The organism is Streptomyces sp. NPDC001406, from assembly GCF_042895285.1.
Lineage (GTDB): Bacteria > Actinomycetota > Actinomycetes > Streptomycetales > Streptomycetaceae > Streptomyces.
Genome location: NZ_JBIAWG010000008.1, coordinates 298,540 through 317,120 on the forward strand (window position 1 = coordinate 298,540; position 18,581 = coordinate 317,120).

The 18,581-nt window shown below is 70.5% G+C and carries 15 protein-coding genes; 8 read left to right on the top strand and 7 right to left on the bottom strand.

Going from position 1 to position 18,581, the window contains the following annotated elements; all coding sequences use genetic code 11:
- Positions 1 to 22: 22 nt before the first annotated feature.
- Positions 23 to 847 (bottom strand): SDR family NAD(P)-dependent oxidoreductase, encoded by an 825-nt coding sequence (locus ACFY1J_RS21635; protein ID WP_390707992.1) that lies wholly within the window; start codon positions 845 to 847, stop codon positions 23 to 25.
- Between the two features lie 53 nt (positions 848 to 900).
- Between ACFY1J_RS21635 and ACFY1J_RS21640 the strand changes: the two genes are divergently transcribed.
- Positions 901 to 1,554, top strand: a complete 654-nt coding sequence (locus ACFY1J_RS21640; protein WP_390731689.1) for a TetR family transcriptional regulator — start codon at positions 901 to 903, stop codon at positions 1,552 to 1,554.
- Positions 1,551 to 2,873 (top strand): FAD-binding oxidoreductase, encoded by a 1,323-nt coding sequence (locus ACFY1J_RS21645; protein WP_390707994.1) that lies wholly within the window; start codon positions 1,551 to 1,553, stop codon positions 2,871 to 2,873. Before ACFY1J_RS21640 ends, ACFY1J_RS21645 begins: the two co-directional genes overlap by 4 nt.
- Before the next feature lie 15 nt (positions 2,874 to 2,888).
- Here the strand turns inward: ACFY1J_RS21645 and ACFY1J_RS21650 are convergent, their stop codons facing one another.
- Entirely contained in the window at positions 2,889 to 3,560 is a 672-nt protein-coding gene (locus tag ACFY1J_RS21650; RefSeq protein WP_390731690.1) for an FMN-dependent NADH-azoreductase, read from the bottom strand.
- Positions 3,561 to 3,679: 119 nt separating this feature from the next.
- Here ACFY1J_RS21650 and ACFY1J_RS21655 point away from each other — a divergent pair, with 119 nt between their 5' ends.
- Positions 3,680 to 4,720, top strand: coding sequence for a LysR family transcriptional regulator (locus ACFY1J_RS21655; RefSeq protein WP_390731691.1), 1,041 nt, complete (start codon positions 3,680 to 3,682; stop codon positions 4,718 to 4,720).
- On the opposite strand, the gene pheA is transcribed toward ACFY1J_RS21655, so the two are convergent.
- The 4 genes from pheA to ACFY1J_RS21675 are packed head-to-tail and all read right to left on the bottom strand — an operon-like array spanning position 4,693 to position 9,678.
- Positions 4,693 to 5,544, bottom strand: coding sequence for a prephenate dehydratase (gene pheA / locus ACFY1J_RS21660; protein ID WP_390731692.1), 852 nt, complete (start codon positions 5,542 to 5,544; stop codon positions 4,693 to 4,695). The two genes, ACFY1J_RS21655 and pheA, sit on opposite strands and share 28 nt — an antisense overlap.
- Before the next feature lie 9 nt (positions 5,545 to 5,553).
- Positions 5,554 to 5,958, bottom strand: coding sequence for a nuclear transport factor 2 family protein (locus ACFY1J_RS21665; protein ID WP_390731693.1), 405 nt, complete (start codon positions 5,956 to 5,958; stop codon positions 5,554 to 5,556).
- Complete coding sequence (locus tag ACFY1J_RS21670; protein ID WP_390731694.1) at positions 5,955 to 6,896, bottom strand: NAD-dependent epimerase/dehydratase family protein; 942 nt, start codon at positions 6,894 to 6,896, stop codon at positions 5,955 to 5,957. Before ACFY1J_RS21670 ends, ACFY1J_RS21665 begins: the two co-directional genes overlap by 4 nt.
- Positions 6,897 to 6,924: 28 nt before the next feature.
- A complete protein-coding gene (locus ACFY1J_RS21675; protein WP_390731695.1) occupies positions 6,925 to 9,678 on the bottom strand; it encodes an AMP-binding protein in 2,754 nt (917 codons plus the stop codon).
- Between the two features lie 523 nt (positions 9,679 to 10,201).
- Between ACFY1J_RS21675 and ACFY1J_RS21680 the strand changes: the two genes are divergently transcribed.
- Entirely contained in the window at positions 10,202 to 11,539 is a 1,338-nt protein-coding gene (locus tag ACFY1J_RS21680) for a cytochrome P450 (RefSeq protein WP_390731696.1), read from the top strand.
- Here the strand turns inward: ACFY1J_RS21680 and ACFY1J_RS21685 are convergent.
- Complete coding sequence (locus ACFY1J_RS21685) at positions 11,478 to 13,001, bottom strand: MFS transporter (protein WP_390731697.1); 1,524 nt, start codon at positions 12,999 to 13,001, stop codon at positions 11,478 to 11,480. The two genes, ACFY1J_RS21680 and ACFY1J_RS21685, sit on opposite strands and share 62 nt — an antisense overlap.
- Positions 13,002 to 13,114: 113 nt before the next feature.
- Here ACFY1J_RS21685 and ACFY1J_RS21690 point away from each other — a divergent pair, with 113 nt between their 5' ends.
- The 4 genes from ACFY1J_RS21690 (at position 13,115) to ACFY1J_RS21705 (ending at position 18,557) form a co-directional block, all read left to right on the top strand.
- The gene (locus ACFY1J_RS21690; RefSeq protein WP_390708003.1) at positions 13,115 to 13,789 is read left to right on the top strand and encodes a TetR/AcrR family transcriptional regulator; all 675 of its coding nucleotides are present in this window, start codon (positions 13,115 to 13,117) and stop codon (positions 13,787 to 13,789) included.
- Between the two features lie 185 nt (positions 13,790 to 13,974).
- Positions 13,975 to 14,568 (top strand): hypothetical protein, encoded by a 594-nt coding sequence (locus tag ACFY1J_RS21695; protein ID WP_390731698.1) that lies wholly within the window; start codon positions 13,975 to 13,977, stop codon positions 14,566 to 14,568.
- 164 nt (positions 14,569 to 14,732) lie between these two features.
- Complete coding sequence (locus ACFY1J_RS21700; protein ID WP_390731699.1) at positions 14,733 to 15,620, top strand: universal stress protein; 888 nt, start codon at positions 14,733 to 14,735, stop codon at positions 15,618 to 15,620.
- Between the two features lie 441 nt (positions 15,621 to 16,061).
- A complete protein-coding gene (locus ACFY1J_RS21705) occupies positions 16,062 to 18,557 on the top strand; it encodes a YfhO family protein (protein WP_390731700.1) in 2,496 nt (831 codons plus the stop codon).
- Positions 18,558 to 18,581 lie beyond the last annotated feature (24 nt).

The following is an 18,581-nucleotide window of genomic DNA, read 5'->3' on the forward strand; positions in this document are numbered from 1 at the left end:
CGCGCCGGCAACACCGACCGCATCAGTGCGGCAGCGTGGTGAGCACGCCCGACTCCCGGTCGAGCAGGTACTGCAGGGGCTCGGCGGCCCATGGGCCGCGGTCGGCGATCAGTTCGCCGGCGTGCCGGCCGAGGTCCGCACCGCTCAGCCAGGCCTCGCTGTCGGCGCCCGCCGCCGCACGGGGGCGCGTGCGGATGGGGCCGATGACGAGTTCGTAGATCCGTCGGCCCTTGCCGTCGAGTTCGGCGGTCAGGCTGCTCAGCAACGACTTCTTGGCCGCGTTGGTCGCGCCCACGAGGGCGGCGCCCGGGTAGGGGATCTCCGCGCTGAAGCCGGTGAGGTGGACGAGCGCGCCGTCCCGGACGAGCAGCGGAGTGACGGCTCGTAGCGCCCGGAAGTGGCTGGTGAGGTTGTCCGCGATCATCGCGTCCCAGACGGCGTCGGACACCTCCAGCAGCCCCGTGCGGCCCGGCGGGCCCCAGTTGCCGATCGTGAGGACGGCGCCGTCGAACCTCCCGTGATCCTTGACGAGCCGGTGGCGTACGGCGGTGCTGTCCGGATCGGAGACGTCGACGACATACGGGTGAAGGACCCCCGGTCCCGCATCCGCCACATACTCGGCGAGGGCGCTCAGCCGGGCCTCGCTGCGGCCGGCCGCGACCACGGTGGCGCCCAGCTCCAGCAGGGCTCGGGTGATCCCCTCGCCGATGCCTCCGCTCGCGCCGACGACGAGTACAGTGCGGCCCTCCAGGAAAGCCTCCGCGGTCTCCGCAGGTTCCGCGGCTCCTACGAGGTCCCTGACCGGCTCCAAGTGCGATTGCCGGAGCCGTAATGAACGGTTGGTCATTTTGAGCAGCGTAGCCACCGCCGACGCTAATGACCAGATGTACATTACGAGTTGTGAGCGACCAACCCACCAACGCCCCGGCCCTCGCCAGGAAGCGCGTCCGCGCTCCCGAGGCGCACCGCGAGGCGATCCTGGAGGCGGCGCGGGCCGCGTTCGCGGAGCGGGGCTATGCCCGTGCCACCATCCGCGAGATCGCCGGGCGGGCCGGTGTCACCCACGGTCTGGTCATGCGGCACTTCGGCTCGAAGGAGCAGTTGTTCCTCGCGGCCGTGCCCGGCCCCCGGGACCTGCCCGAACTCGTCCCCGGCCCGCCTCAGACGCTGCCGGACCGGATAGCGCAGGCCTTTGTCACGCGGATGGAACACTCCGACGGCAACGACCCGTTCCTCGCTCTGATCCGCAGCGCAGCCTCCGACGAGCGGGCCGCCACCGGGCTGTACGCGGCGATGCGGCGCAGCAGCGCGGCGGCCTACCGCACGGTGCTCAGCGGGCCCGACGCGGAGGAGCGCATCGATCTGCTCGCCTCCCATCTGATCGGCGTCACCTTCAGCCGGTACGTGCTGCGCAGCGGGCCCGTGGCCGAGATGCCGCCGGAGCGGCTCGTGGCGTATCTGACGCGCACCCTGCGGTGCCTCCTGGAGCCGGCCACGCTTCCCGAGTCCTCCTCCCAGTCCTCCGCGTCCTTCGAAGGGACCTCCTCGTCATGACGGAACAGGGCGTCGCGCACGTCGAGTTACCGCCCTCCCTCGCCGGCCGTACGGTGCTGCCGTCCGACGCCCGCTATGAGCGGGTGCGCCATGGATACGTGCACCGGGGTGCCCCGGCGGTGGTGATCTTCCCGGAGAGCCCCGAGGAGGTGGCCGTCGCGCTGGCGTATGCGCGGGCCCGGGGCACGGTGCTGTCCGTGCGCAGCGGTGGGCATGGCATCAGCGGGCGGTCGACCAACGACGGCGGTGTTGTCGTCGACGTGTCGCGTCTCGACCGCGTCCAGGTGCTGGACCGGGCGCGGCGTCGGGTCCGGGTCGGTGCGGGCGCCCGCTGGGGGCGGGTGGCCCAGGCCCTCGCCCCGCACGGGCTCGCCGTCAGCTCCGGCGACACCGGTGATGTGGGCGTGGGCGGGCTGGTCACGGCGGGCGGCATGGGCTGGTTCGCGCGGCGGAACGGGCTGACGATCGACCATGTGACGGCCGTCGAACTCGTGCTGGCCGACGGGACGTTCGTCCGGGCCGACAGGGACCACGAACCCGACCTGTTCTGGGCCGTGCGGGGCGCGGGCGGCAACTTCGGCATCGTCACGGCCGTGGAGCTGGAGGCGTCGGAGACCGGTGATGTCGTCTTCGCCAACCTGGTCTTCGACGCGCACGACGCCGCTCCCCTGGTGGAACAGTGGGGCGCCGTCCTCGATGCCGCGCCGCGCGAGCTGACCAGTTTCCTCACGCTCATGCCCGCCGGACCCGGCCGCCCGGCCATCGCGCATGTCGCGGCGGTGTACGCCGGGGAGCAACCCGATGCCGCCCAGCGGGTGTTGACGCCCCTGCTGGGTCTGGGCCCGCTGCTGCAGCAGGAGGCGGTCCTGGCCCCGTATCCGACGCTGGTACCGGTCGGCGGCGCGGCCCACCACGGGCAGGGGCTGGGCGCCACGCGTTCCGGGCTGCTCGACCGCGTCTCCGCGCACACCGCACGGTCGGTCGCAAAGGCGCTGGCGTCGGGAGAGGTGCTGATGGAGCAGTTCCGTTCGGTGGGCGGCGCGGTCAACGACGTCGATCCGGCCGCCACCGCCTACGCCCACCGCGACCAGAACTTCCAGTTGCTGTCCGCGACCGTGCCCGAGCTCGAACCCGCCCTGGACGTCCACTGGGCACAGCTCGCCCCGGAGGTGAACGGCATGTACCTCAGCTTCGACAGCCGCCGCTCCCCCGACGTCCTGGCCGAGGCGTTCCCGGGGCCGACCCTGGCCCGGCTGCGCACGCTCAAGGCTCGGTACGATCCGGAGAACGTCTTCGACCGCAACTTCCCGCTGCGCTGAGTGCGTTGCGGGCGGTCACACCCCGCCGTGCGCGCGGGCCCCGTCGAGCGCCGTCCGGTAGGAGGCGGCCGCCACGTCCTTCAAGTGGGCGAGCCGGGGCACGTGCGCCGACTTGGTCAGCTCCGCGTGCAGGAAGGTCAGCTCGGAGGCGAGGCCCACCATGCCGAGGGCCGCCTTCAGGTACGGCTCCTGGTGGTCGCAGTCGTGGCGGGGAGTGCCGGGACCGTAGGCGCCGCCGCGCGCGGAGGCCACCACGACCTTCTTGCCCCGCAGCGGCCCCTCGCCGGAGGCCGGGTCGAGGATCAGCGGAGCGATCAGGACGCGGTCGAACCACGCCTTGAACGTCGACGGCACCGAGAAGTTGTACATCGGCACGCCGAGAAGGATCGTGTCGGCCGCGAGAAGCTCCTCGACCAGTGGCCATGTGACGGCCCAACTGGCCTTCTCCTCAGGGGTCCGCGCCGCCTCACGGGCCGCCACGAGGTCGCGGACGCCCTCCGTCTCCAGCCGGTGCATGACCTCGATCTGCGCGCTGTCGACGTGCGGGACGGGGTCGGCGGCCAGGTCGCGGTAGACGTACTCGCCCTCGGGGTTGGTCTTGCGCCAGGTCTCCGCGAACTCGCCCGAGATCCGGCGGGAAACCGAGCCCGGGCGGGGGCTGGAGTCGAGGTGGAGAAGTGTGGTCATGGCGTAAATCCCCTGTCTGATCGGCGTGTTGGACTGGAGTCGATCTCCATTGAAATCACCGGGCGGGCTCATGTCCCGTAATCTGACGTGATACTTCGTAACCGGAAGCGTTAGCGAGGATGACGGTGCTGGACGTACGGAAACTTGTGCTGCTGCGCGAGGTCGGAGCCCGGGGGTCGATCGCCGCGGCGGCGCAGGCGCTGAACTACACGCGTTCGGCGGTCTCCCAGCAGCTGTCCGCCCTGGAGGCGGAGACCGGCGCCGCGCTCCTGGACCGCGGCAGCAAGCGGGCCGAACTCACCGCGGCCGGACGGCTGTTGGTGGCGCACACCGAGCGGGTGCTCGCCGCACTTGAAACGGCGGAGGCGCAGTTGCTCGCCCGGGAGGACGGCCAGGTCACCGGCGAACTGCGGGTGGGCGTACCGCTGCACGAGGGTCCGGCGCTGCTGGTGCCGGCGCTGAACCGGCTGCGCGAGCGCCATCCCGGGCTGCGCATCACCCTGCACGGAGTGGATCCCGACGAGGGTCGGCAGACGGTCCGGCTGGGGCGGCTCGACGCCGTCCTGGCCGCCGGCTATCCGCAGGTGCCCGAGCCCAGGGTGCCGGGGCTGTACGAGGAGGAGGTCATCAGCGACCGCATCCGCCTCGCCGTCGCGCCCGATCACCCGCTGGCCCCAGACGGCGGCACGTGCGCCCTCGCCGAGTTCGCGGAGCAGCCGTGGCTGCTGGACCGCACGTCCAGGCTCGGGCGGTTGGCCCTGCACCTGTGCGCCGGCGCCGGTTTCGTCCCCGACATCGTCTCCGACATCGGGGACATGCAGGCCGTCTTCGGTCTTGTCTCCCTGGGCTGGGGCGTCGCGCTGGTCCCCGACCTGGTTCCGGACCGCCCGGGGCACCCGGTCACCCGTATCGCCCTGGAGGGAATCCGGCCCGTCCGCCGGGTCACTCTCGTGGTACGCGAGGGCGCCCTGGACAGCCCCCCGGTGGCCGTCCTGCTCCCGGCCGTCCGAGAGGCGGCAGACGACCTGCGCCGGCCCACGCCCCGGGAACCCGACAGCCCGTCCCCCGCCTGCCCGCCGACCACGGCACACCTGCCCGGCGACCACAGTTCCTCGGCCGCCGGGCAGGCGTGTCAGGCCGCGGCGGGCCAGCGCGGATAGCTGCCCAGGAAGCGCACATCCAGGCCCAGGGCCTGGACGGCCGCCATGGCCAGGCGCAGGGGGCGGGTGTCGATGTGGGCGTCGACGTCGAGGAACAGGTGATAGCTGCCGAGGGCGCGGCCCGTGGGCCAGGACTGGATCCAGGACAGGCGGATGCCGAGGGTGCGGAACTCGTTGAGGACGTCGGGGACGAGGGCCGGGCCCGCGCTGCCCAGCGACACCAGCAGGGAGGTGCGTTCGCGGGCGGTCCGGGCCGGGTGGGACCAGCGTGGGGCCACCGACACGAACCGGGTGACGGCACCGGCCTCCCGGCCCAGGTCGGTGGCGAGGATCCGCAGCCCGTACAGGTCGGCCGCCTCCGCCGCGGCGACCGCCGCGTGGCCGGGGGCATCCGCGTCGGCGACCGCTCGGGCGGCCGCGGCGGTGGAGGTAGCGCCACGGGTACGGGCCCCGGGCAGCCGGGTGCGCAGCCAGTCCTCGCACTGGCCCAGCGCGTGCGGGTGGCTGTGCACCACAGTCACCTCCTTTGGCGCGACGCCCTCGGGAGCCATGAGGGCGAAGGACACCGGCACCTCGACCTCGGCGTTGATGTGCATCTCCGCCGAGGCCAGCTGGTCCATGGTGGCGGGGACGACGCCGCGCACGGAGTTCTCCAGTGGCACCACCGCCGCTCGACAGTCGCCCCGGCGCACCGCCTCCAGGGAGGCGGGCACCGTCGGGAAGGGGCGGAGCACCGGTTCGCGGCCCGGAGGTGCAAACGAGAGCAGCCGCCGCAGCGCGGTCTGCGTGAAGGTCCCCTCCGGGCCGAGGTAGGCGTACGCCATCGTCGCCCGTCAGCTCTCGATCACTCGGTGGAAGGCGACGGTGTCGAAGATGTCCTCCATCCGCACCGCCCTGCCGTTCCGCAGCACCCAGGAGTGCACGAACCGCTGCGTCTCCGTATGGCCGCTCCGGGAGACGATGTCCCGGTGGCCGAGAACCACCACGCGGTCGCCGTCGCGGATGAACTCCGCCGGGTGCAGCCGCATGCCGCCGAGGACGGTGGGGACATGGGCGAGGAACTCCTTGACGCCGGCGTGCCCGTGCTTGGTGCCGCCCAGGCCGTAGACGGCCATGCCCTCGGGGTGCACCCACTCGATGTCCGGGTCCAGGGCGTCCAGGAGCGCACCCACGTCACGGGCCGCGAAGGCGGCGTAGGCGGCATGGATCGGTGCCAGTGGATCGGTGCTCTCGGTCATGCCCTGTCTGCTCCTTCAGCCTTGAGGTACTCGGGGTACATGGCCGCGAGGGTGCGCCGGATGCCCTCGCGCCAGGGGACCTTGCACGGTCCGGTGAGCGAGCGGCGCAGGGTCGGGTCGAACTGGTAGGTCTCGCGGGTGACTTCACTCGGTACGAGGTTTGCCGTCACCCCGGTCAGTTCCTCCAGGTGGCGGACGCAGTCGGTCATGCCGACGGACTCGTCGCCGCCCCAGTTGGTCAGGGTCACCGGGACGCTCGCCGCGTTCCACAGGTGCGGGACCTGCTCGATGAGGTCGTCGGTGTACAGCAGCGAGGTCCAGTTCTGGCCCTCCAGGGGCACCGCGATCGGCTCGCCCGCGAGCATGCGCTTGAAGTAGAGCATCGGCACACCGCCGTAACCGCCGGGCCCGTAGGCGATGTTGAGGCGGGCGATGACGGTCGGCAGGTCGAGGGTCCGCGCGAAGGCCCGGACCGTGCCCTCCGCCGCGATCTTGACCACGGGGTAGGCGGGCAGCCAGTCGGCCTTGCCGTCCAGCGGATCCGTCTCGGTGTACTTGTGGTCGAGGGTCTGGCGGGCGTACAGCGCGCCGGTGGAGACGTACAGGAACGCCTCCGCCGTACGGCAGTGCGTCATCAGGCGTCCCGCGGCGACGGAGTTGGCCTCGACGGCCGCGTTGAAGTCGCCGTCCTCGCCGCGTCGTACGGCGGAGTGGAAGACATGGGTGAAGTCCTCCGGCAGGCCCTTGAGGGAGCCGGAACTCGTGTCGTCCATGTCCCAGCGGAAGGTGTGGATGCCGTGCCGGTTCAGCTCCTCCTCCGCTCCGGGGGCGCCGAAGCGGCCCAGCGCCCATACCTCGTTGCCGTCGGCCAGCGCCTTGGCCACGGGTCCGGCGACCTGGCCGGTGGCACCGGTCACCAGGATCTTCTTGCCGTTCAAGGGGTTTTCCTCCCTGGGATGGTGGCGGTCAGGCGTCGCCGAGGGCGCGGTCCAGCTCCTTGCGCAGGATCGACTGGAAGGTCGCCACATGCGCCGGACCCATCAGCGTGTAGTGCTCGCCGGGTACGTCGATGTAGCGGTTCTCACCGGTGACGTGCTCGTCCCAGCGGCGCAGCTCGTTGTTGAGCCAGTCCTCCTTGGTGCCGCGCAGCGGGATGGCGTAGAAGACGCTCATCGAGCGGACCTTGCCGGTGGGCGAGTAGCCGCGTCCGAGGTCGGTGAGGTTGTCGGCGAGTTCGGCCCATGCCTTGAACTTCTGGAAGGTCAGGTCGAGTTCGGCGAGCCGCCCCTCGGGGGCATGGTCGATGAAGTGGGCGAGCTGTTCGTCCCTGGGCAACGGCCGCAGCTGGACGGGCAGTTCGAGGGACTGCTTCTTGTCGATGAGCTCCAGGAAGAACGCCAGGTTGGCCGCGGTCTCGATGAAGTCCAGTTCGTTCATGCGGTACTTGATGTGCGGCGGCAGGTTGAAACTGCCGACGAAGTCGACGCGCTCGCCCTGCGCCTCCAGCACCTTGGCGATCTCGAAGGCGACGGCACCGCCGTACGAGTACCCCGCGACGGCGTACGGGCCGTGCGGCTGTCGGGAGCGGATGGCCGCGACGTAGGTGTCCACCATCTCGGAGAAGCTCTCGAAGGGCTTCTCGCCGGGGTTGAAGCCGCGGGCGCGCAGCGCGTAGAAGGGCCGGTCGCCGACGAAGTACTTGGCGAGGTTGACGAAGACGAGGACCTCGCCGACGCCGGGGTGCACACAGAACAGCGGGGTCTTCTCGCCGGTGGTCTGCATGGGGACGATCGGGTCGTACTCCTTCCCGCCGTCCTCTGCCCGGTCGAGGTGGGCGGCCAGCGCCCGCACGCTGGGGGCCCGCAGGACGGTGATGATCTGCAGGTCGTGCGCGCCGAGACGCTGGGCGACCAGGGAGCGCAGCCGCAGGATGTCGAGCGAGGTGCCGCCCAGGTCGAAGAAGTTGGCGGTGGCGCTCAGCCGGTCCGGGTCGGTGTCGAACATCTCGGCGTAGATCCTGGCGAGGACCAGCTCCGTGTCGCCCTCGGGGGCGGAGTAGCCGCCGAGCCTGCGCAGCACGAGGTCGTCGACCCGCGCCCGCACGTCGTCGTACGCTCCCGCCTCCAGCCGTTTGCGCATCAGCGCACGCTGGATCTTGCCCAGACTGGTCTTGGGGAAGGCGTCCTTCGGCAGCGGAAGGACGAGCGCGGGCCTGAATCCCCAGTGCATGACGACGGTGCTGCGTATCGCGCTGAGCACCCGGTACAGCGCGAGTTCGGCATCGTCGGCGCACTCCGGGTGGAAGGCAATGACGAGTTGCTCGGTGTCGCTGCCGGGGGCGCGGGTCGGGAAGGCGGCGACATAGGAGCGGGCCACGTCGTCGAGGCCTTCGAGGAGGGTCTCGATGTCGTGGCTGAAGTAGTTGACGCCATTGACGATGACGCTGTCCTTGCTGCGGCCGACCAGGGTGAGCCGGCCGTCGTCGATCCGCCCGAGGTCACCGCTGCGGAACCAGCCGTCGGGAGTGAAGGCGTCCTGGGTGGCCTGCTCGTTGTTGTAGTAACCGGCCGTGATCATCGGCCCGTTGAGCTGCAGCTCGCCCACTCGGCCCGCGGGCAGCTCGCGGTGTTCCTCATCGGCGACCCGGATGCTCAGCCCCTCGACGGGCCGGCCCAGGTTGGCGAACTCCTGATCCTGGTCGGCGGCGGGGAAGTCGGTGGAGTAGATGCTGCCCGCACAGGTCTCGGACATGCCGAACGCGGGCCACAGTGCGTCGGCGCGCAGCCCGTAGGGGGCGAAGCGGCTGAGGAAGGTCTCGCCGGTGGTGCGTACGACGGCCTCGCCGCCGCTGATGATGTGGCGCAGCCGGGACAGGTCGATCCCGTCGCCCTCCTCCTCGTCGAGCCGGTCCGCCTGTGGATTGATCAGCCCGAGCAGGAAGTTGGGGGTGAAGGTCATGGTGACGCCGAAGCGGGAGATGATCCGCAGGAAGTTCAGCGGATCCTGGAGCACCACGGGTGCCTCGACGTGCAACTGTGTGCTGCCCGTGGACAGCGGCAGCAGATGGCATTCGAGGAGGGCGGCGACATGGTCGAAGGAGACCCAGTTGAGGCTGGTGTCCTCGGCGGTCAGCCGGTGGTAGCCGTTCTTCGCGGCCATGGACGCGAGGAGATTGGCGTGGCTGAGCATCACCGCCTTGGAGTTGCCGGTCGAGCCGGAGGTCAGCACGAGGACGGCGGTGTCCTTGGGGTCGGCCTCGTGGAAGGAGTCGGCGGGCCGCGCCGCGCGCAGCTCCTCCAGGGGAACGACGGACAGGCTCTGTGCGGCCGGGAGTTCGGCGGCGAGCGTGGCGCTGGTGACGACCAGCGGATGGTCGAGAAGGGTGTCGACATGGGTGAGCTGGGCGGCCCAGCGCTCCGGGTCGCCGCCGAGTGCGGCCATCGGGCAGGGTATGAACCCGCCGAGCTGGCAGGCCCAGAACGCGGTGAGGAACTCCCGTGGTTTCTCCAGCAGCAGGACGACCTTGTCGCGGGGCGCGAGACCGTGTTCCCGCAGGCCGGCGAGGACCGAGCGGGCTGCGTCGAGAAGTTCGGGATGGCTCTGCAGGGGTGCGTCGCGGTCGTCCGCGCTCCGGGGGTAGCGAAGCCCGGACCCCGCGTTGTCACGGGCGGCGTCGCGCAGCAGGTCCACGATGGTCCGCGTCGTCACGGCTGTGGTCATGTGGGTGCTTTCCTCCTCTGCGTCGGCATCCGCACCCGGGATCACCGGGACGGCATGCCGAACCATGTACGGAATTTCGTTCAGACGAAGGTGAGGCGCACAAGCGAAAGGGGCGCTGGATGCCGGGGGAATCATTCCCTGGAGCCACGACACTGGGGCCCCGAATACCCGCCGACGATAAGAACCGGCGGACCGGGTTGTCAAAGCCTTAATAGAACGACAGGAACACCGGGAAAGAGGCAGAAGCCCATGTCAAACATGACACGGCGTGAGAGGGAACACACTGGTCAGGCGATGTGGCCGCACTCTTCCGAAGTGTCACCATCCTGACCTGCACCACCTCGACTTCAGCAACTCTGCCGAAACAAAACGCCGCCCAATAGGGTCGTAAAATCGCGCGGTGGCAATTTTCCTGACGGTGGGCGTAAGCGATGGAGACGGATACGGAAGAGGCGGAATGTCGCGACGGGGCGGGGAGGGGCGGACTGTCACCGGATGTTCCTGCTCACGTACAGTCCGTAGTGTGGAGAGCGAAGCAAGTCCCCGCCCTGTGCCGTACGTTCCCGGAACGGGGCGGCCGGTTCCCGAGGCCGGGCCTGGACTGGTGGAGCGGTGGCGTTCGGGCGGAGGTGAACTGGTCGAGCTGCTGTCCCGGGTGCGCGAACGGTGCGGCGGCATCGCCGCGTTCAGACTCGGGCCGACGCCCACGGTTCTCGTCACCGACCCGCAGGCGGTCCAGCACGTTCTCGCCCGGCACCCTGAGCAGTACGTCAAGCGCTCCCACCGCGCCCGTGTGCTGATCGGCGACGGTGTTCTCGCCGCCACCGGTGCGGCGTGGAAGCGGCAACGCCGTCTGCTGCAGTCCCAGTTCACCGGTACCGGGATGCGCCGTTACGAACAGCGCATCACCGAGGCTGCCCGGACCACCGCCGGCCGCTGGAAGGAGTACGCCCGCACCCGACAGACCTTCGATGTCGGGCAAGAGATGCGCCGCTTCGCCCTGGACGCCATCTGGCGCTCTCTCACCGGGCACCCCCTCGACACGGGCACCGAGCGCGAACTGGCCGCCGTGGCAGCGGTGGCGGCCGCCCTTCCGACGCTTCCCGCCGACGTCACCGACGCCCAGGACGCCGTTGCCCCCGATCTCGCCCGGATCGACGCGGTCGCCCGGCACGCCATCGAGGCCGCCCGCAGCGGGGCGGCCGGCCCCGACGGCCCGGGCCTGCTGCGTGTCCTGACCGACGCCGCCACCGAGCGCCCCGAGTACAGCGACCGGCTGATCCGCGACGAGTTGGTCACCTTGCTGGTCGCCGGGCACGAGACCACCGCCACCACTTTGACCTGGCTCTACCTGCTGCTCGACCAGCATCCCACCACCCGCGAACAGACTCTCGCCGCCGGCGGCGAAGGAACGGCCCAGCGCCGCCAGGCCATCCAGGCTCTGGTCCACGAGACGCTCCGCCTCTACCCGTCCGCCTGGATCTTGCCCCGCCACGCCACCGAGGACGACACCCTCGCCGGCCATGCCGTCGAAGCGGGCACCGACATCCTGGTCTGCCCCTACCTCACACACCGCGATCCCGAACTGTGGCCGGACCCGGAGCGCTTCGACCCCCGGCGCTTCCTCACCCCGGACGGCCGCCCCACCCACCCGGGCGCCTACTACCCGTTCGGCATCGGTCCCCGCGCCTGCCTCGGACTCCAATTCGCGCTCCGCGAATCGACCGTCCTGCTCGAACACCTGCTGCCGGCCCACATCCCGGCCTTCTCCTCCACCCCCACAAAGGCGGCGTACGGCATCACCGTCCGCCCCGACGGCCCCACCCCTGCAACCTTGACGGCTGGTCGTCGGCATCCGTAGTGCGCCGATGGGTGTCCGGCCCGCCCCTCTGCTCGGGCTGTGACGGCGGACTGGTCCGCCGCAGGACGGTGAGGGCGATGAGCACGGCGAAGACCGGGAGCCCGGCGGCGAGGGTCAGGCCCCACGCGTATCCATCGTTGAGGGTTTCAGGTGTGATGGTCCAACCGGTGCGGTTGTGAGCCGCGGTGCCGAGGGCGGCGAGTCCGAGTGAGGCGCCGATCTGGCGTGAGCTGTTGAGCAGGCCTGAGGCGGTGCCGGTCTCATGGGGGGCGACGCCTGCAGTGGCGGTGGAAACGACCGGTCCGAGGCAGAGCCCGAAGCCGACGCTCGCGACGATCGAAGGCCCGAGGATGTCGATGGTGAAGGTGCCGCCGGGACTGATCAGCCCGAACCAGCCGAGCCCGACCGACGCCATGAGCCCGCCGACGACCAGAAGGGTGCGGGGAGCAAGACGGTAGCCGAGTTTGACGGCGAACACGGAGCCGACGACCAGTCCGAGGGCGAACGGCAGGAACATGACTCCGGTCCGCGCCGGTCCTGTCCCGAGGACTCGCTGGAGGTAGAGGGACACGAAGTAGAAGGACGAGGTCATGGCCGCCCCGACCAGCAGATTGTAGGCATTCGCCCCGGCCACCGAGCGGTTGGCGAACAGGCCGAGCCGGATCAGCGGTTCGCGGGCGGTGGTTCGCTCGACGTGGATGAACGCGAACAGCAACGCCGCGGCGACCACCAGAGTCGTCAGGGTGACCGACGAGCTCCACGCATACCGATCGGTGCGGACCACGCCGAACACCAGCAGGGTCAGACCAGCCGTTGCCAGTACGGCACCGAGCACGTCCGGACGTCCGCCGCGGGCGTTGGGCCGACCGTCGGCCACGCCACGCCAGGCCAGGGTCAGCGCGCAGGCGGCCATCGGCACACTCACGAACATCACCCAGCGCCAACTGGCGTACTGAGTGAGCAGACCGCCCATCAGGACCCCGAGCGCGCCTCCGGCGGCGTTTGCCGCACTCCACACGCCAAAGGCCCGCACGCGGGCCCTGCCCGTCGGAAATGTTCCGGTCAGCAGCGCCAATGCGGCCGGAGCCAACGCGGCGGCCCCGATGCCCTGTGCGGCCCGGGCGGCGACCAACTGGCCGGGTTCCTGCGCAAGGCCGCCGACGAAGGAGGCGAGGCCGAACAGAGCGAGTCCGAACAGCAGGACCCGTTTACGGCCGTACCGGTCGGCGGCCTTGCCGCCCAGGAGGAGCAGCCCGCCGAACGTCAGGGCGTAGGCGTGGATCACCCAGGACAGACCCACTGCGCTGAAGCCGAGACCGGCAGCCATCTGTGGCAGTGCGACGTTCACGACCGACAGGTCCACCGACACCATGAACTGCACGACGGCCACCACGGCAAGCGTGAGCCCTGGCCGAACACCCGAACTTTGCGTCACTTCAATCTCCGTCCCCTGCGCTGCCATCGGACTTTTCGAACGTGTTCCGAAAGTAGCACCGAGGCAAGCCGGTGTGAACACGAAAGGCCGAACCCGCACCCGTTTCACGACGGAGGACGGCGGGACGGCATGATGGGACAATGCCTCGACCGCCCGCCCCGCACGGCCGCACCGGCCGGCCACCCCTGACGTCACGTGCGCAGATCCTGGCGGCGGCCCGCGGGCTCATCGACCGGGACGGCTGGGAGAAGCTGACCGTCCGTAGACTGGCCGCTGAGCTCGGCATCGGGGCGACGACCCTGTACCACCACATCCGCAACAAGGACGACCTGCTGGTCCTCCTGCTCAACGACCACATCGACCAGCTCGAGCGCCCTCAACTGCCCAGTGATCCCGGGGACCGCATCGTCGTGGCCGCCACCGCGATGCACGACGCTCTCGCTGCCTGGCCGTGGGCCGCGGAGGTCCTGTCGGCCGACGGTTTCGTCGGCCTCCTCGACGAATCGGCACTGTGGATGGTCGAAGCCATCGTGGCCGGAGCCGACGACCACGGATGCACGCCCGAACAAGCCGTCGACGTCTTCCGCAGCATCTGGTACTACACCGTCGGCGAGGTGCTGGTCCGCGCCCACTCCGCCCACCGCCGCGCCGACGACGGACTCCCTGCCTACCGCGACGCCTTCGACGCGACCCAGGTGCCACACCTGGCCGCCATCGGCAAACAGTGGGGCGCGCTGGCCGCCCGGGACATCTACCCTCAGGGCCTTCGCACCTTCGTCGACGCACTGCTCGCTCAGGCCGCGCCGACTCGGTGATCAACCAATCCCGGTAATCATCGATGCCAAGGACAGGAGCAACGCACCGAGCGCCGTCAAGCCACCGGCACGGCGGCCTATCGAGGCCGAAATAAGCTCATGCTTTTCGAGTGGGAGCCAGTAGTGTCCCGAACGGCAGCAGAATCCTGCGCCGGCGGATCACGCTTTCCGGAGGAGATCCTTCCATGCGATGCAGATTCCGTTCCCTGGCTCGTGCGGGCACGCGCGCATTCGCGGTCCTGGCACTGCTGCTGGGTTTATCCGGCGGCTTTACGGCAACCGCAACCGCCGCGGGGACCGGTCAGACCGGGCTGGACAACACCTGGGCCTGCTCCGTGCCGTCGGGGTACACCTACGACCGTGTGTCGAGCCAGCTGAATACGTGCGGATCCGGATTCCATTCCTACTATCATTTGCGCGCACCTCAAGACAACATCTGGGTGTGCTACGTCCTGCCCGGTTACACCTACGACCAGGCCAGTAACCAGCTGAACGTCTGCAACTCCTCCGGATTCGCCAACAGCTACCGCATGCGAGTCGGCCAGGACAACATCTGGGCCTGTTCCCTCCCCAACGGCAACCTCACCTACGATCGAGTCGCAAACCAATTGAACGTCTGCAACCCCTCCGGCTTCGCAAACAGCTACCACCTTCGCACTCCCGTGAATGGCCTTTGGGCGTGCAACGTTCCTGCCGGGTGGACCTACGACCAGGTGTCCAACCAATTGAACGTCTGCAACCCTTCCGGCTTCGCAAACAGTTACCGCCTGCGAGGCTGACACCCCCCATCCAATACCGGTCCCCAAGGCTCCACTGCGGCCTTGGGGACCGCGCGTTTACGACGTTGCCGCGGCTGCGGGAGGTCGCCATCCCGTGGCAGCAAGGCGTCACGTGGGCGACTCTGAAAGGTGGGAGGCAGGAGCGTTCGGACGCAGGAGGCACTGTGGGCGGTCTGGTGGTCGTGGGCGTGGACGGGTCGGCGTCGAGTCTTGCCGCGGTGGAGGCTGCGGCGCGGGAGGCGCGGCTGAGGAGAGCGGCGCTCAAGGTGGTGCACGCCTTTTTCTGGCCCGCGATGCATGTGCCCCTGGGTCCGTCACCCCTGGGCCCGCCGGAGGGCGGGATCCAGAACATGGTCGACCGTCTGGTGACCGAGGCGGTGGAGCATGCCAGAACCGCGGCACCGGAGGTGGAGGTGTCGCACGCGGTGGTGATGGGTGAGCCGTTGACGGTGCTGGAGGCGCAGTCGCGTGCCGCCGAACTCGTGGTCGTCGGGTCCCGGGGCATGGGCGGGTTCGTCGGGCTCTTGGTGGGCTCGACGGCGGTGCATCTGGCGGCACACGGTCGATGCCCGGTGCTGGTGGTACGGCAGGAAGCCCACACCGACGGTCCGATCGTGCTCGGTGTCGACGGCTCCGCCCCGGGTGCGGAAGCGGTGGACTTCGCCTTCGCCGAGGCCGCGCTGCGCACGGTGCCACTGGTCGCGCTGCACGCCTGGACCACGTGGAATGCGCCGCTGCCCGCACCGCAGGTCGCGTCGATGCCGTACGCGAACCCGCCGGGGGCGCTCGACCAGGAGGAAGAGACCCTGGTCTCGGCGGCGCTGGCCGGCCGTCAGGAGCAGTACCCGGATGTGGCGGTGGAGCACAGGGTCGTACACGGTCAGACGCGCGAAGCTCTGATCGAGGCGAGCCGATCCGCCCGACTGATCGTGGTCGGGGCTCGGGGACGCGGCGGCTTCGCCGGGTTGTTGCTGGGCTCGGTCAGCCAGGCCCTGCTGCATCACGCGCACTGTCCGGTCGCGGTGGTACGGGGAGCGGGCATGCAACCCTGACGGTGATGGGCGCCTGTCCGTGTGGGCGGCGACGATGTCACCACATCATTCACCGTTGAATCACACGCCTGACAATTCTCGTTTCCCTGGCGTTCACCGCACTTTCCTGCGCCCCCGGAACCGCAATTGCAGTACACCCACTCAATTTGCAGACGAGGCACAACCATTCGGAAACAAGGCCCGTCTAAGACTGCGAATCACATAAGGCACGGGGAGTGACGCCCCCGGACGAGACACTCTGCGTCCCACTTCCCCTGGGGGCCTGCAAAGAATGCACCACTCGATCCTGCCCATCGCCATTTGCTGTGGCACTCCGCACGGGAACAGGGTGTGAAACCGACGACCCGCCCGGCGCCGGAGGCCACATCCGCGCCGCCCGCAGATCCGCCGAACGGCCCTGCGCACGAGCGCCGTCCGTGGCCCCGGCTGCCGCGTCCGGCGGTGGGACCGGGACAGGCCGCGGCCCTGCTCGCGGCGGCCATCACCGTCCTCGTGTCGTGCGCCGCCGACGCCGTCGCACGCAGCTACCCCTTCGGGCCCCGCACCCGTGACGTCAACGACCTGGGCAACCAGTACGTGCCGTTCCACGCGCACCTGTGGGACCTGCTGCACGGAAGGGCCGACGGCGGTCTCCTCGTCAACTGGCAGTCAGGATTCGGCTCCAGCTTCCTGCCCGACGTCGGTACGTACCTCAGCAGCCCGTTCGCACTGCTCGTCGCGGTGTTCCCGAGGGACGAGATCGACCTCGCGGTCTACGCGATCACCGTGCTGAAGACGGCGTCCGCCGGCGCGGCCATGGCATGGCTGCTGCTCGCCCTTCGTCCCGGCCGCTGGTGGGCGGCGGGACTGCTCGGCGCCTCCTACGCCCTGTGCGGCTGGAGCGTGGCGATGGGCGCGTACAACCCCATGTGGCTCGACGGACTCATCGCCCTGCCGCTGCTGTGCCTGGTCGGCGAGTGGGCGCTGAGCGGACGGCGGCCGGTCCTCGGGGTGCTGGTCGTGGCGGTCGCCTGGATCGCCAACTTCTACACCGCGTACATGGCCACCCTCGGCGCCGGTCTGGTGCTGCTGCTCCGGCTGTGGCTCTCCGGTCTCCCGCGCCGGCGGCGGTTCGCGGCAGCCGGCCGGGCAGGCCTGACCGTGGCACTCGGCGTCGGTCTGGCCGCGCCCCTGGTGACGGTCGTGTACTTCGGGACCAGGCACGCACATCCCGGCAGGGTCAGGCAGTTCGTGCCGGTGCCGACCGAGGACCTGCTGGCGCGACTGCTGCCGACGACGTACAGCTTCAGCAGCCCGGCCGTGTACGTGGGCACCACGGCGCTGCTGCTCGCTCTCGCCCTGCCCTTCCACCGAGCGGTTCCGGGACGGGTGCGCGCCGGGTGGACGCTGCTGGTGGCGGCGGTGACGCTGTCGATGCAGTGGGGGCCGACGCATCTGGTCTGGCACGCCTTCGCCACCCCTCAGGGCAGCGCGTACCGCCAGACCTTCGTGCTGTGCGGGCTGCTGGTGATCGCCGCGTGGACCGCGCTCTCGTACGGCCCGCCCGACCGGCGCGCGCTGGCAGCGGCAGCGGGACTGCTCGCGCTCATCATGGCCGTCGCGAGCGCAAGCGAACTGACGCGCCGTGCCTTCACGTTGCCGCTCACGCTGCTCGCCGCCCTGGCCGCGCTCGCCGGACTGGCCCTGCTGGGCCGCACGGACGGCGGGCGCCGCACCGCCCTCGCCACGCTCGCGGTGGCCCTGCTCCTCGGCGGGCAGTTCGGCGAGGCCGCCGCCACCTCCGCCGTGGCCACCCGGCTGCGACTCGCGCACATGGACGACTACACCCCTTGGGGCGCCCGCCAGCAGGGGCAGGCGGACGCGATCGCCGACGCCGACGGCTGGCCCCGGTACCGCACCGAACCGGGCCGGGAGCAGACCGTCGGCAACGACCCGCTGGAGGTCGGCGGCCAGGGCGCCCAGTACTACAGCAGCCTCACCTCCGACGTCCTCAGCCGCACGCTCACCGCCCCGCACCAGAACTGGTTCCCGCAGGACGGCAGCCGCACGACCGTGTCCCGGCAGGAGGTGCCGCCCCTGGTCACGGTGCGACCGCCCGGCGCTCACGGCCGCAGGGACGTCGCCGCCTTCGGCTCGTCGCCGTACCGCAACCAGGAGTTGCTGCTCGGCAGCCGGGTCTACACCGTGCCCCGCCTCACCGTGCGCACCAGCGCCGGGAAGACACCGGACCGCAGCGACGACGCACGGCCGGGCCTGCGCCTCGGGGCCCTGCCCGCCGGTATCGCCGCTCGGCAGCCGACGATCACGGCGCACTGTCCGGCCGGCAACGAGGCGTACCTGTGGGCACCGTACTTCTCGGGCTCCGCGCGGCTCGCCGGTGACTCGGCCCACGGCGTGACCGGGCGGTTCCGGTCGGACCACCCGGTCACCAAGATCGCCGCCATGCAGCGGCTCGGCCCGGTGCCCGCCTCCGGACGGCTGCGGATCGACCTCTCCCCCGACCGGACGAGCCTCGTCCCGGACGGCGCGGTCGGCTGCCTGGACACCGCCCGGCTGCGCACCGCCGTCGAACGGCTCAGGACCACCGGCGCCACCGAGGTGACCGTCTCCGACGGCACCATCCGGGCCCAACTCCCCGCGGGGAGCAAGGGAACCGCGGTGGTGGCGGCTCCCCGGATCGCCGGTTGGCGCTGCGCCACGGGCGACGCGGCCGCCGTACCCGCCCGGGAGTACTACGGCCTCGTCGCCGTACCCCTCGACGGCTCCTCGACCAGCATCACCTGCACGTTCCATCCGCCCGGCCTGCGGCTGGGCGCGGCGGTCGGAGGTGCCTCGCTGGCGACCCTGACGCTCCTGGGTGCCCTCGCCGCCGTCCGCCGACGGCGTGCCGCGGCGCCACCGACGACCACACGACCTTTCGACCTCACGAGCGCGTGACCGGCGCTCCGAGACCGTGCCCCA

Coding starts and splice junctions, on each gene's coding strand:
- ACFY1J_RS21645 (WP_390707994.1), top strand. CDS start 1,551: ATGACGGAACAGGGCGTCGCGCACGTCGAGTTACCGCCCTCCCTCGCC.
- ACFY1J_RS21675 (WP_390731695.1), bottom strand. CDS start 9,678: ATGACCACAGCCGTGACGACGCGGACCATCGTGGACCTGCTGCGCGAC.
- ACFY1J_RS21650 (WP_390731690.1), bottom strand. CDS start 3,560: ATGACCACACTTCTCCACCTCGACTCCAGCCCCCGCCCGGGCTCGGTT.
- ACFY1J_RS21690 (WP_390708003.1), top strand. CDS start 13,115: ATGCCTCGACCGCCCGCCCCGCACGGCCGCACCGGCCGGCCACCCCTG.
- ACFY1J_RS21635 (WP_390707992.1), bottom strand. CDS start 847: ATGACCAACCGTTCATTACGGCTCCGGCAATCGCACTTGGAGCCGGTC.
- ACFY1J_RS21685 (WP_390731697.1), bottom strand. CDS start 13,001: ATGGCAGCGCAGGGGACGGAGATTGAAGTGACGCAAAGTTCGGGTGTT.
- ACFY1J_RS21695 (WP_390731698.1), top strand. CDS start 13,975: ATGCGATGCAGATTCCGTTCCCTGGCTCGTGCGGGCACGCGCGCATTC.
- ACFY1J_RS21665 (WP_390731693.1), bottom strand. CDS start 5,958: ATGACCGAGAGCACCGATCCACTGGCACCGATCCATGCCGCCTACGCC.
- ACFY1J_RS21655 (WP_390731691.1), top strand. CDS start 3,680: ATGACGGTGCTGGACGTACGGAAACTTGTGCTGCTGCGCGAGGTCGGA.
- pheA (WP_390731692.1), bottom strand. CDS start 5,544: ATGGCGTACGCCTACCTCGGCCCGGAGGGGACCTTCACGCAGACCGCG.